Genomic DNA, 13,893 nt, shown 5'->3' with positions numbered 1-13,893 from the left:
GATTTACAATCAGGTAACTTTCGGTTTATGAAAAAATTATTTCTAATTGCATTGCTCTTGTTCAGTTCCACTTTAGCCATTGCCCAAAAATCCTATACTATTGATGGGCAATCCATTCAATTAAAAACGGCCGTTGATGGTCCTGTGGCTTTACTTTGGAATATTATTGATGAGGAGTATCGTTATTTCATTAAAACCCAAGATGATCAGTTGGTGGAATTGATCAATACAAAAAATGCCAACGGTGTGTATCAGGAACAATATAAATCGGCCTTAAAAGACATCACCAATAACACATTAGACGTATCTAAACTCAAGTTGCGTTTACCAAGTTTAGCCCGTTTTATTGAGCGTTATAATACCGCTGTCAATCCAGATTACATCTCCATGCATGCCAGTTTTCATCCTGAAATCCGGTTGGGCATTTTTGGAGGTATCACCAACAGCCCGTTTGTGGAAAACCCGCAAAATGTGAAATCGGCTGTCTTTGGTGCAGAAGTTGAAATGCTAGTGACTGCGAACAGAAGACATTCCGGCTATTTGCAATTGCGTCAAGTTGCTGAAAAAGATGAGTTCAAATACCAAACGACAGAACTTTCTTTAGGGTACCGTTATCGGTTTATTGAAAATTCGAGATTTAGCGTGTATGGCGATGCCAAATTTGCCACCTTGAATTTCACAAAGGCTACTGTCATTTATATTGATGAGAATGACACGATCAATACAGAGCATATTGATGAAACCGCCTTCGATATTCCGCTTATAATTGGATTGGGTGCGGATGTAAAATTGAGCAATACCATCTATGCCAATCTGGGCTATAACCAGATTTTTGCCATTTTTTTTAAAAATCAAGGTAATTTTTCTTCGGATATCACCCTCGGACTCAAATTTAAAATCAACTAGTTAATATTGACAATAACCGGTAAACTAAATTCGGTAGCCACTTGTTGACTGCGTTTAATGGCGGGGTATATTTTTGGAAGCGAATCAAAACTGTGCCTTAAGATACTGTCTAAATGTGGGATTTGAGCTTTAGTGTTCGAATCCATAATAATGTCACGGATTGAAAATTGGCCAGTTTTATCGATATGTATTTTCAAAAGTACCGTATCTGAAACATCTTCACTGACTATTATTATCTGTTTTTCTAAATGTGAACTAAGCAATTCGTGTAGGTGATTTTCAAAACAGATTTTTTTTTCCTGATTGGTGGTTGCTGCATCACAATCAGAAAACGTTGGGTACTCATCAACATCATTCCAATTTATCGCCTGCATTTCTTCTTCTAAAAGTTGTTCGGAGGACACTTTTTTGGATTGAAAATAATCACAAGAGCACAAGAAGATAAAAAAAACAAGTATTAATGGCTTCATTTCATAGCGTACTGAAGCTGAAAAATACAATTTTTTTAGAGAATAAATTCACTCAAAGTCATTCAGTTCAATTATTTATTTCCACCAATGGTTTTTAATACCCGCCACTGGTACCAATCGAAAAATCGTTTTAATTTTAGAGTACAGTTTTTATACATAAACTTAACCGCAGGTAGGCAAGGTTTTAAAAAGAAAATAAGTCAAAATAGAGGTCAGAAGATAAATGTTTATTTATTATACCGCCATAATAAGTTTAAATAGGATAATAGACGCTATCAGTTCGAGCGCAGTCGAGAACCTTCTAAATGCAAATAATTGGCTTCAACTCACTGCGTAAGTTAACTTCATTCAACCTATATTCTGAATTTATTAATGCTCAGCCTGACATATCCTATAAATGGTCACAGGATGCATGTAATTAACTACTGACCTCTAAACAATTCACTATGGACTAAAGTGCCTTTCTAAAACACACTGAAAGTCTGTTGCACCTGTCTGACTGCAGTCAGTTTCGTGAAATTTATGCTGAATAATTTATGCCTCTACTTTCAGGGAGCGAATGACTCTGTGAAAACCTGCAGGCCGGCAGGTTCGTGATCCCGATAGTTATCGGGACGTGTCAAAATTTTTAGAAGCTAAAGCGAGATGTACTAAAGAACATAGTTTTAACTTTACTTGAAACCAATAGCATATTAGAGCCTTGCTGCAACCCTTTGCACCCAACAACTATCAGGATTACGCCAAAAGCATAGTAACATAATGATGGCTATTCAGATGCCATGAATTTTTCATCTTTAAGTTCTCTCAAGCGCATGTTTGCAAACGGTGTATAAATACTTTTTGGAAATTTATCCTTAAACACTTCATAAACCTTGATTTTGGAATCCCTGTCGGCATAGTACTCGTCCTTTGTCCGTACTAAAAAAAATTGTGCCGTCTCATCCTGTGGATTCTCTTTTATGGCAGATTGAAGGGCCGCAATGGCTTCCTTATACTTTCCTTGCTGATTTAAGACGGTGGCCAATTTAGTGTATTCAGCGTTTAATGGCTGATCCATAATGAACAGCGCCTCAGAAATCCACTTTTCAGCGGCAGCGTAGTCCTTAATTTTTTCGTACAATTGACCTAAAATATAAAGGTTGGTTGCGTTCTTTGGATCGAATTGCAAGGCTTGTTTCGCATGGACAATCGCTTTATCATACAAGGCTTGCTGGGCATAGCAGAAACTCAATTTTTCATGGATAAACTGAGAGTTTTCACCCAAATCCAATAATTTTTCAAACCAGAGTGAAGCTTCTATATAATCCTCTTTCCAATAAAAATTAAGCGCTTTCAAATTGATCAACTCCACATTGTTGGCATAACTCTCCAAACCCTTGTTAATATAACGAAGCGACGTCTCATGGTTTCTTTTCGCCAGAAAATACCTGCCTAGTTTATAAATGGCTTTCTGATGGGTAGGATCAAGTTCATAGGCCGAATGAAACCTGTTCATTGCGGTAGAATCGCCCTGCTTTTCAAATACCAGACCCAATTCGTAATGATAATTTGGGTTTCTATAATCGAGAAATACCAATTCACTCAACAATACTGCCGCATCATTAAGTTTCTTGCTTCTTGAGAGTAATTTGGCATAATCATATTTTATGAGCGCATCCTCAGGAAAGGCATTGAGCGCAAGATCATAGTTTTTTAAGGCCAAATCATAGTTACCAAGCGCCAGATAAGCTTTAGCCATCTTTTCATAGACCAGGTCTTGCTGCTCATAGGCTTTATACGTCTCTATGGCTTTCGAATAATTGCCATGCGCATACAAGCTGTCCGCTCGTTTTAAGAGCATGCTCTGCGCTTGCATGGACCATGTGAGCAACGTAATTATTAAAAAAATACAAAATTTAATCATGAGGGTTTTAATTGATATTGGGCATTATCTTTTTAGTGGTTTTGCCATCAGTAATATTTAAATGGGTAAAATATGGGTCTCGATCCAGTAAAATAATTAAACCATCATAACGTTTTTGTTCGGCCTCTGTGAATTGATCAAAATCATCCACCACCAATTTTAAAATGCCATCTTGGGTACTGTTCTCCCAGTGTTCCTTAGCTTTATCAGTTCTTCGAGAATCAACATAGTCTTGATATGACTTTTGATGTTTCATTTTTTCAATTATTTCAAAGATCTTGGCAGCATCACTTCCATTTTGCACATCCTTGGTCAGCAGTTTATCTGTTGTATACTTCAAATGAACTACAAATCTGTAATAAGATTCACGAGACATGATATAAGCATCGGTTTCCATCACAAATTTTTCAAAAATAGATTGCGATGTGGCACCCATTTTTTCCATATCTAAAAGTTCATTTTCTAAGCTATGTTTAAGTTGATCATCAGATATACTTTTGTAATCCATTTGCTGGGCAAAAGCATTTAAAGAAATAAGAATGAACAGAAAGAATTTCGCCATAGTTCAACTATTTGTTCACGTTAAAAAGCATAGGAAGACTGTAAGGAACAGTTACTGCCTTACCTCTCTGCTTCCCAGGACCCATTTTTGGCAACATGCCAATCACTCTAACGGCTTCCTTTTCCAATTCGGGATGAGAGGCTCTGGCTCTGATGCTTGAAATAGTGCCGTCGGTCTCAATTTTAAAAATAACGGTCAAGCGTTGTTTTCCAGTCAAACCAACTTTTTTGGCCAGTTCCAGATTGAAGTTTTTATTGACGAATTCCGCGATATTGTCCGAAGTACACTTTTTACGCTCATCATTCGAATCTAAACTTTCACAAGATGGAAATACAGGGGCCTCATCAACCACGGCATACGGGATTTCCGTTAAACCAAGTATTTTGTTCTGTTCTTCAGATTGTAAGGCTTTCAAATAATCCTGATCCGATTGTTCTGTATTCTCCTTATCCGTATCTGGTGCATCCGCCATAACCTGAAACAAAATGGGTAAACTATACGGCACGGTAACGGTTTTTCCTTTTTGTTTACCAGGCGTAAAATCTGGCATGGATTCAATGACCCTAACGGCTTCTGCTTCCAACCCTGGATGCGGCGCTCTTGCCATAACATCTTTTACTTTTCCGTCCTTACCTATTTTGAAGATAACATTGATGCGTTGTCTGCCTGTCAGGCCTAATGTAGTTGCTAAATCTACATTGAAATTTTTATTGACAAACTGCGATACCTTATCTGAGGTACATCGTTTAGCATCATCCTTGAATCCCGATGCTTCACAGCCTTCAAATAATGGCACTTCTTCAATTACGGCATAAGGCACTTCTATATCAAAGGTTTCAGAGGCTTCTTTTTTCTCTTCCTTATCGTTTTTACCAAAATCCAGGACGGTAGAACTTTTACCATCTGTGATGTTGAGTTTATAATAAAAGTCATCTTTCTTGATTAAAGCCATTTTTTTAGCTTTCATTTCCTTTTCGCTATCTGATAATTTGCCCATATCATCAACAACTAGACGCAACTCTCCATCTCCTGAAGAGTTTTCCCAATTATATTTCCCTTGGACTGATTTTTTGTAGGAAAGATATTCTTCATAGGTTGGTTGCTTTGATCCATAATGCTCCAAGCTGCGCTCCTCATCCTCGTTTAATCCAACAGCTTTCTTTTTTTCAGTTAATTTTGTAAATTTATACTTTAAAAAAACCTGTGCTTTAGCAACCTCCTGTTTGCTTTGTATATAATTATCACCTATATCACCATAGTTTTTATAGGCTATATAAAAGTCATCTGGTGCATCTTTTAAACCTATAATTTCCTTGTAATATTTTTCTATTAACTCTGGAAATGTCAATTCCTGATTTAAAATTTCGTTTGAAATCACGGGTAAAGGATCTTTAATTAGACTCGCATAAGACGAGGTGTACATCAACATGCCCATAACCATAGGCACTACTAAGGCATATTTAATAAGACGGATTTGTTTTGATTTTGATTTGCTTAACATGACGATTCGTTTTTTGACCTGCCCGTTATGGAATGTAAATTGTTTTCCAAATACGTTCAGGCGGGTTAATGATTGTTTGAAAAATGGATTGATGAATGAGATGTGCTGGGTCTCAAAAACTTGAGACAATAGACTTTGATAATAGGCCGATTTGCCTTTGTACTTTACGGCTTTTGCATCGGCGATGAACTCGTGCAAATTGGAAAGCTTGTTTTGGTATATATAAATTAGCGGATTGAACCAAAACACGATTCTCAGAATTTCGAAAACCAATAAATCCCAACTGTGCTTCTCTTTGACATGCACCATTTCGTGCTGTAGGATATGTTCTTTCTTATCATCTGAAATATTAGTTCCCAAAAAGATATAGTGAAAAAAAGAGAAGGCTGTACTCTTGTTCAACAAATACACAATCAGAGCATCACCCTGCCAACGTTGCGGATTTTTATAAAGCAGTCTACCTATCTTAACAATTTTATACGTTAAGAGAAGCGTCGCCAATAGTATTCCAGCTATCCAAACGTAAGTCCAAGAAAAACTTGCCGCTTGTTCTGTAATCTGTTCAGCTCCCATCTCTATAACAGTGCTATCAAGCGTAGGTGAAACGTCGCCAATGATGACAAGTGGCAATCGGACGACCATAGGTTCCGGAACGATGGCCTTGATGCTCTCAAATTTTAAAAATGGCAATATAAACGACAAGCATGCCGTACCGATCAAATACGCACGATTCCAATTAAAAAAAGTTTCATTTTTTAAAAACACATCGTAAATGATCAAAAAGAACACTTGAAACGCAACGGTCTGTAGAATATAGTGTAACATAATTAGTCGTCTTTTTTATTGATTTCCTTTAAAATGGATTCCATATCCTTTAGGCTCAAGTCATTTTTCTTGACAAAAAATGAGACCATACTTTTAAACGAGCCTTGAAAATAATCGTTCACCAACATATTGATGCTCTGATTGCTGTATTCTGATTTGGTCAACAACGGAAAATAGGTATGGCCCTTGCCCTTTTTTTCATAGTCCACAAAACCTTTGCTTTCCAAAATGCGCACAATGGTTGATACCGTATTATAGGCCGGTTTCGGTTTTGGCAATTCTTCAATAATTTGTTTGACATTGGCTTTTTGCAGTTGCCATAACACCTGCATAATCTCTTCTTCGGCTTTGGTAAGTTGTTTCATAATAACTTCCTGCGAAGGCAGGAATCTTTTAGTTAAACGTGATTTTCATTAAGATTGAGCAGATTAAAATTTTGCAATCCACCAACTTAACGATGCTAATATAACTAAAATATTAGTTCAAACTAATTTATTAGTTAAAAGATTTGAAAAAAAAATGTTTTGGAGGTAGGAGTGTATCAATTATGAACCACCTCAGGAAGTCCATGAACTATTAAACTGAAAAACAACTATCCTTCCATATATTTAATTTGGAGTATCAGAATATCTGTGGGTATATTGGGCTTGGATCCCGCCAATCCCGATAGCAATCTGGAGGGATTATCTCGATAGCAATCGGGAGGACTAGCATATTCCAGCGCGCCTTCGGCTTTTGGAACATGCCTGCGTGTCGGCAGACAGGGGTTTCACTAAAAAAACCTAATAATCTTCCTGACGGTTAATTATTAGGTTTTAACTTTTTTTGCTATTAACTCAACAAATTACTTAGAGGGATTAATTAATTATTGTTGACGATTCAAATATAGACAATGGATCTGACTTTTTGTTACGGGAAAACCGTAAACATATTACGGGAAAACCGTAGTTTTTAAGCGCAGTAGGGGTTTAGAGAATCTTCAAAAAATGATAAAACAGAAACTTTAACAGTTTTTTATTAAATAAAACCCTTTTTTCGTGCATTTTCAATCAACGTTTCATCCTTTCCATCCTCAACAGAAAACAAAAGTTTAAGTTGTTTCTTGCGTTTTTCAATGGCACTCAAAGATAAATTAATATGCTCCCTTAAGGTTACCGTCCTGACACCTTGCGATAATAGATGCAGAATTTTCCGATTGACATCATCAACATAAATATCAGTGGTCACCGTTTTCTTAATAAAATTACTGACCGTGCTGCTGTAATAAGGTGGCGATGACATGATATGCTGAAAGGCCTCAGCCAATTCGCTAGACGTTAAGTCACTTTTAATCAAAAACCCATCCGGATTGATATCCTTGATAATGCTATGCACTCTATAAGATTCATCAAACATAGTTAAGATTACAATTTTGGCATTTGGCATGATGTCCCGCGTCAATGTGGCAAGGTCTTCTCCGGAGGTCAATTTGCCATCTGAAGAACTAGGCAGACTGATATCAAAAAAGCAAATATCATACGGCTTTTCATTGGCGGCACGCTGCAGCAACTGATTCGCGGTATCACAGTCATTTGCCGTATCTATACGTAAAATTTGATTTTCTTTTTTGGTGGACATTAAGGTGTTTTGGTACCCTTCAATGATGATAGGATGATCATCTACCATTAATATATGTATGTGTTGCATTGGTTTTTAAGGTGTATAGGGGATTTTAACTTTTATGGTTGTACCTTGATTTATTTTTGATTGGAAGACTACCGTCCCATTGAGCTCATCAACTCTGGATTTGATATTTTTCAGTCCGATGCCTTTTTTGCTCTTATTTGGATCAAAACCAGTTCCGTCATCATTAATGAGTAAGCAAATTACAGATTTTTTTAGTTCAATGCTAATTTTAACAGTTTTGGCGTTAGCGTGCTTGTAGATGTTTTGGAGCGACTCCTGCAGCATTCGGTAAATATTTATCTTGACTTTATTTGAAACCAAATCCCAATCTATGTCGTGGGTATAATCAAAATCGTACATCAATTGATAGGCTTTACACTGTTCCTTTATCAACACTTTCAAAATATCCATAAATTTGGAACCTGCGACAAAATCAGTGTTTAAATCGTGGGAAATTTTCCGAATGTCCTCTTCAATAATCTTCAATTCAGAGATGTACTTGGACCTTACCTGAGCGGCTTCTTTTCCATCATTCAAGTTATAACTGTCTAAGCTCAATCGCGCCCCAAACAGACGCCCCAGCACACCATCATGCAACTCTTGTGAAATCCGTCTTTTCTCCTCTGCCCTTGCGCCATCAACTTTATCCTGTTGTGATAACATTAAATTATAAATCTCTTCATTGGCCAATTGCTGGTCTTGCTTGAACTTTAAAGCTTTGTTTTTGTTGCGTTGTGTAATTATGATATAGACCAAAGCAGATGCCACTAACAAGACAATGGAGCTAATGGTCCACCACAGTTTTTCGGTGGCAATCCGTTTGTTTTCCAATTCTATTTGATCGGTCTCAAACTCTATGCGCGCAAACTTATTTCTAATGCTCCGTTCATGAGCCAATAGGCTATCACTTAATTTGATATGCTCTTTTAAATAAACCTTTCCCTCGTCTCCAGGTTTAAGCTCGGAAAGCAGAACCATAGATTCCAATAGAATGTCATTGGATGAAATGTCAGTGGCTAAGTGGTAAGATTCCTCCGCGTATTTTAGCGCTTGGTCTTCCAGACCCCGACCTTTATAAAATTCTGAAAGATCAATGGTCACATAGAGCTTGGTCACTTGGTCGTTGAGACTATCAGAAATATGATAGGCTCTTTCAAACATCTGTTCCATTTGTTCAAAATCCTTGCTTCCATTTAGGTATCGCGCATAGGCCACATTGTCCAATACCAAGGCATAAAAATCTGGTTCTAAATCAAATAACTCTTTATAATTTAAAATGCCTTCATAAAGCGACAATGCCTTCTTATAATTACCCATTTCCTTATGAACATGCGCCAAATTATTTTCTGAAGACAATTGCAGAATGAATCCTTCCTTCATTTTTTTTGCAATCCCGTAAGCGGTCTCATGGTACTCAAGTGCCTTTTCAAAAATTTTCATCGTGGTGGCACCGGTACCAAGCCTTGTATAAAGTAACCATAAACTCTCCATCAAGTACTCGTCCTCAGGAAGATGCTTGGCTAATTTTATAGCTTCAATTGCACTTTCTTCACTGCCTATATAATCTTTTTCTAAGTCTTGGATTTCAGAAATGTTGATTAAGATTTCCACTTGACGTGACGTAAGCTCTAACTGTTCAGATATCTTATAGGCTTTTGTATAATAAAAATAAGCACTGTCATTCTGAATCCTATTCTGATGGTGGTACCAACCTAAGTTGTGGTTGGCAATGGCCATGGCCAAAGAATCATTAATGGATTTTGATAATTTAAGTGTTTTGAAGTTGATTCGTTTAAATTCATCGAAATTACCAATGTAAATACTCAACAGCGAATAATTGTGATTGGCCTTAATGATGACAGAATCAACTTTTAATGCATTAGCATAATCAACCGCTTTTTTTGCATAAGCAAATTGATCGGAAAGCGAAAGTTCATTGTTCTTACTGAGCGATTGGAATTTTAAGATGCTATCGTATTCTGGCGACTCCAATATTTTTTGGGAATAAGCTTTCGCTCCGAAAAGAAATAAAACAATTAGAAGGTTTAACCTGAACACGTGGGATTGTTATTTTTGAATGCTTCCAAATTTATAATAATTTATTTAATCTCTCCGGTTTAATTTACCCCAACGCGAAAAGCTCTTATTGATTGTAATAAGAGCTTATACGTATTGAAAAATACTTTAAATCTATCCTTGGGTCGGGATACGTATGCCACTCCTTGAGTGGGCTAACAAATCAAATTGTGTTTTGGACTGCTCGTACTTATTTGCTTCGGCTTTAGTTGGAGAAGGTGTTGTACCAGTTTGGCTTGATACTATTAAAAATAAAACAAGTAATAAAGTAATTTTTAAAGTTTTCATTTAATTACAATTTAGGGGATTAAATACTATTTTAGTTAATTAATAATTTGAGCATAAAAAATGTCATTCGAGGGAAGAATGGATTATTAATTTTTGAGCACAATAGGCTCTAGCATTGCAATTTCATGTCGAGGGAAGTAAGGACATGCAATAACACCTTGTGTAAAAAATGGATTAAAGTTTCTTGAAATAAGTTGGTTTAGTTAGCTTATCTAAGAGATACAAATATATTATAAAAAAGTTATTAACAAAATTATCGAGGGTGGAAATTCAAAAAAATCCGATGAACTGCAACTTATACCAAGATTTAGTAAGAAATCGCGACAAAACAAATTAAATTCCTACAAAATAGAAATCTGTCATAATCCATGCCATCCTAACTTCAACTAATGCACCAACCATCCTAAAACAAAAAAGCATCCCGATTCTGTTAAAAACAGAAAAGGAAAGCTTCTCATCGGAATGCCAAATTGCTCTGGCATCACTACGTTCCGTTCCGATAACTATCGGATTACGGAAACAACACAACATCTTTTGGTTCCCTTAAGTAGGGAAACTCGCTAAAAAAAAACCTAAATTTCTTTAGAGCTCCAGCCCCCGATAACTTCGGGATTGTGGCTTGCGGGCGACTCGCAACCGAATCATATATCCCAACGAGACCAATATCTTTGAAAAAAGTTCTTATAACGTTGTTGACGAATTGCATCCATAAACCTACGGATCATGGTAGCAGTTGATTTCATCAGATGCAAAAATAGTAAATTGAATTAATAAATGATGGTTTATATTGAATAATCTTTTGTGGGTTCTAATAACCACCATTGGAGCTTGATTATCATTCATTTCATTAATTTACCTACACCACTAAAAAGGCCCTATTCATCATTGGAGGAACTAAACCTGCAGTGTATTCCAAAAGCTATCAGAGCTGTCCTTTTGGAATATTTAAATTCCATCGCTAGTAGTTCACCTTCACAATCCTGATTGCATCTTGGTACGACAATCCGCTATGCGCTACTACCCGCTAATTAAGCTCTCAAATGATGGTACAATTAGTTTTCAGCCGAGGTTTATTTTCTATAAAAAAATGGTTAACTTTAATTCGTGCGAGAATACTTTAAAATCCATAATTCAGATCTAATTTACGGCGGCATTGTTGTTGCAACAACAGTAATTCTTTATCTCCTGACCATTGTAATCCACAAATGGATTGTTCAGAGAAGACGCAAGAAGTTGCCGGGACGGAACATAGCCCCAATGAATCGGATAAAGAACGTCCTTATTGTGCTTTGGATGATTTTGGGCGCAATGGCCCTCAGCTTTATTTTTATTGAAGAGGACCAATACGAAGCTTTGACCAACCATTTCAAATTGGTGCTGTACTTAGCGTTTGTCATTATTCTTACTATTATAGCCGCTACATTTGTCGGTTCACGGATTAAAAAAAGTCTTGCCAAGAAAGTACATAACAAAGAAGATATCACCAGTTTAAAATTTTTGCGCTATGTAGCAGTGATTGGTATCTATTTTACAGGAATCTTATTTTGTCTCTTGGCTATACCTTCTTTACATGCTGTTGCACAGACGGCATTAGGTGGAGCAGGAATCATTGCTCTTGTAGTAGGTATCTCATCGCAAGAGGCACTTTCAAATCTCATTGGCGGATTTTTCATTATTGCTTTTAAACCATTTAAGGTAGGCGATATCATAAAATTGAATGATACGCAAATTGGTAAGGTAGCAGATATTACGCTTCGTCATACCGTAATTCGAACTTTTACCAATAGAATGATTGTGATACCCAATTCAATTATCAATAAAGAAAAGTTGGTTAACTATGATCTTATAGAATCAAAGTGTTGCGAATATGTGGAGATGGGCATATCATACGATAGTGACGTAGGACTTGCCAAAAAAATCATGCAAGAAGAATGTGCGAGGCACCCTTTAATTATCGACAACCGTTCTGCTGCCGACAAACAAGAAGGCAAGCCTAAAATAAGAATCGCTGTAGTTGAATTGGAAGATTCAGCGGTCGTAATTCGGGTTTGGGCCTGGGCTAAAAATTATAGTGATTCTATTGCCGTAAAGCGCGATTTATTTGAAAGCATCAAAGAACGTTTTGAGGCGGAAGGTATCGAAATACCATATCCATACCGTAGCATTGTTATTAAAAATCCGGGTGAATCCTCACCGGAGGCAGCAGTCCCTCCTTAAAATAATCTCAGGAATTCAGTTTAAAATTTAATCTTTGGCTCCTGATCTCTAAAATTCCAAAAATGAAGTATTTACTTGTGCTGATAGTTATTATTTAAGGTTTAAACCCTATATTGGCTCTATATCTTATGACTTTTCTATATCCTAAAATCACAAAACCATATGAGATACGGTAGGATTTACGACATCACAAATAGTGACTTACGAAGAAAGTTTGACCAGTTAATTTAAAGCCAGAGCTACGAATCGAGGTCCGAAACTGCTCAGGATTTGATATGCGATAAACTCGTCACCTAAGATCGGGATGAAAAATGTGACGATTCGAGTTTTCATTAGCGTATTTTGTTATACTAAATTATTAAGACATATTATCGAATACAAAGCCCATAGTGTAATGTCGCTAAGTACATTTGCATGAGAATTACAAACTGACAGGCCCAATTATTCAGGCTACCGTAATTACAATCTTTCCTTTAACATGGCCTTCCTCCAATGCCAAATGCGCGTCTCTAATTTGGTCAATTGTAAAACTTTTAGAGATATGAGGCTTTAATTCACCAGTATTCAACAAATGAGCAATAGCTTGCATGTCTTTTTTATTGTTTTCAAGACTGAATCTTACACCGATGCGTCCTGCTTTTTCTGCTTTTTCTTCAACCTCGGCGTTGGTTGCACTGGGGATGCTGATCAAAATCCCACCTTCTTTCAGCGATTTTAAAGAGCGGTCAATATAATCGCCTCCAATTAAATCGAAAACCACATCCATATTTTGTGCTTCTTTTTCGAATTTTTGCGACTTATAATCAATAAAATGATCGGCTCCCAACGCTTTTACATAATCTTCTTTGGCTTCAGATGCCGTTGCCCAGACTTCAGCACCAAAATGTTTGGCAAACTGAACTCCATAATGGCCTACACCGCCAGAAGCAGCGTGTATCAGCACCTTGGTATCCGCGTTTAATTTGCCGAAATATTTCAGGGCTTGGTAGGCCGTAATGGCTGCAATTGTACTGGCTGCTGCATCAGCAAAACTCACACTCTCGGGTTTAAGGGTCAGGTGTTGTTCTTTTGCCACAAAATATTCAGCATAAGTTTTTCCAAATCCGGGAAATCCGATAATACCAAAAACGGCATCACCAGGTTTAAATTCCGTAACGTTCTCTCCTACTTTTTCTACCACGCCACTTGCGTCCCAGCCTAAAATTGGATGCTCGAGCTCCAATAAGGGCTCACTAAAACGATTTCCATTACGAGTTTTCACTTCAATAGGGTTGATACTGGCCACTTTGGTTTTTATCAGAATTTCATCTTTATTGATAGTCGGAATTGGAATATCTTGGACAATGAGTTGATCTACATCACCAATTTGTTTAAGAATAACTGCTTTCATAAAGGTCTTTTTAAGGTTTAGACTCACTTGTTTTATTAGCTCAATAAGATATGAATAAAACATGAAGATTTGTCAATCGCATAGCACCTG

At 36.9% G+C, this 13,893-nt stretch carries 11 protein-coding genes; 2 read left to right on the top strand and 9 right to left on the bottom strand.

The window, feature by feature from the left end; all coding sequences use genetic code 11:
- Positions 1 to 27 precede the first annotated feature (27 nt).
- Positions 28 to 906, top strand: a complete 879-nt coding sequence (locus tag H3Z82_RS10465) for an outer membrane beta-barrel protein (RefSeq protein ID WP_182205454.1) — start codon at positions 28 to 30, stop codon at positions 904 to 906.
- Here H3Z82_RS10465 and H3Z82_RS10460 read toward each other — a convergent pair.
- The 8 genes from H3Z82_RS10460 to H3Z82_RS10425 all read right to left on the bottom strand — a co-directional run bounded on the left by H3Z82_RS10460 (position 903) and on the right by H3Z82_RS10425 (position 10,196).
- Positions 903 to 1,310, bottom strand: a complete 408-nt coding sequence (locus tag H3Z82_RS10460; protein ID WP_317172445.1) for a hypothetical protein — start codon at positions 1,308 to 1,310, stop codon at positions 903 to 905. The genes H3Z82_RS10465 and H3Z82_RS10460 overlap by 4 nt on opposite strands.
- Before the next feature lie 832 nt (positions 1,311 to 2,142).
- Positions 2,143 to 3,279 (bottom strand): tetratricopeptide repeat protein, encoded by a 1,137-nt coding sequence (locus H3Z82_RS10455; protein ID WP_182205452.1) that lies wholly within the window; start codon positions 3,277 to 3,279, stop codon positions 2,143 to 2,145.
- 7 nt (positions 3,280 to 3,286) lie between these two features.
- On the bottom strand, positions 3,287 to 3,841 hold the full coding sequence (locus H3Z82_RS10450) for a hypothetical protein (protein WP_182205451.1): 555 nt from the start codon (positions 3,839 to 3,841) through the stop codon (positions 3,287 to 3,289).
- 7 nt (positions 3,842 to 3,848) lie between these two features.
- Positions 3,849 to 6,167 carry a M56 family metallopeptidase gene (locus tag H3Z82_RS10445; protein ID WP_182205450.1) on the bottom strand — a complete coding sequence of 773 codons (2,319 nt, stop codon included), beginning with the start codon at positions 6,165 to 6,167 and terminating at the stop codon, positions 3,849 to 3,851.
- Positions 6,168 to 6,169: 2 nt separating this feature from the next.
- Positions 6,170 to 6,532, bottom strand: coding sequence for a BlaI/MecI/CopY family transcriptional regulator (locus H3Z82_RS10440; protein WP_182205449.1), 363 nt, complete (start codon positions 6,530 to 6,532; stop codon positions 6,170 to 6,172).
- A gap of 652 nt (positions 6,533 to 7,184) precedes the next feature.
- Positions 7,185 to 7,853: a response regulator gene (locus H3Z82_RS10435; protein ID WP_182205448.1), complete on the bottom strand. Its 669-nt coding sequence runs from the start codon at positions 7,851 to 7,853 to the stop codon at positions 7,185 to 7,187.
- 6 nt (positions 7,854 to 7,859) lie between these two features.
- The gene (locus tag H3Z82_RS19775; protein ID WP_182205447.1) at positions 7,860 to 9,890 is read right to left on the bottom strand and encodes a tetratricopeptide repeat-containing sensor histidine kinase; all 2,031 of its coding nucleotides are present in this window, start codon (positions 9,888 to 9,890) and stop codon (positions 7,860 to 7,862) included.
- A 132-nt stretch (positions 9,891 to 10,022) separates the two neighbouring features.
- On the bottom strand, positions 10,023 to 10,196 hold the full coding sequence (locus H3Z82_RS10425) for a hypothetical protein (protein WP_182205446.1): 174 nt from the start codon (positions 10,194 to 10,196) through the stop codon (positions 10,023 to 10,025).
- Between the two features lie 1,104 nt (positions 10,197 to 11,300).
- On the opposite strand from H3Z82_RS10425, the gene H3Z82_RS10420 reads away from it, so the two are divergent.
- On the top strand, positions 11,301 to 12,413 hold the full coding sequence (locus H3Z82_RS10420; RefSeq protein WP_182205445.1) for a mechanosensitive ion channel family protein: 1,113 nt from the start codon (positions 11,301 to 11,303) through the stop codon (positions 12,411 to 12,413).
- A 445-nt stretch (positions 12,414 to 12,858) separates the two neighbouring features.
- Here the strand turns inward: H3Z82_RS10420 and H3Z82_RS10415 are convergent, their stop codons facing one another.
- Positions 12,859 to 13,803, bottom strand: a complete 945-nt coding sequence (locus H3Z82_RS10415; RefSeq protein ID WP_182205444.1) for an NADP-dependent oxidoreductase — start codon at positions 13,801 to 13,803, stop codon at positions 12,859 to 12,861.
- Positions 13,804 to 13,893 lie beyond the last annotated feature (90 nt).

It is taken from the genome of Gelidibacter maritimus, from assembly GCF_014062315.1.
Lineage (GTDB): Bacteria > Bacteroidota > Bacteroidia > Flavobacteriales > Flavobacteriaceae > Gelidibacter > Gelidibacter maritimus.
This window is presented reverse-complemented; position numbering and strand designations above follow the sequence as displayed.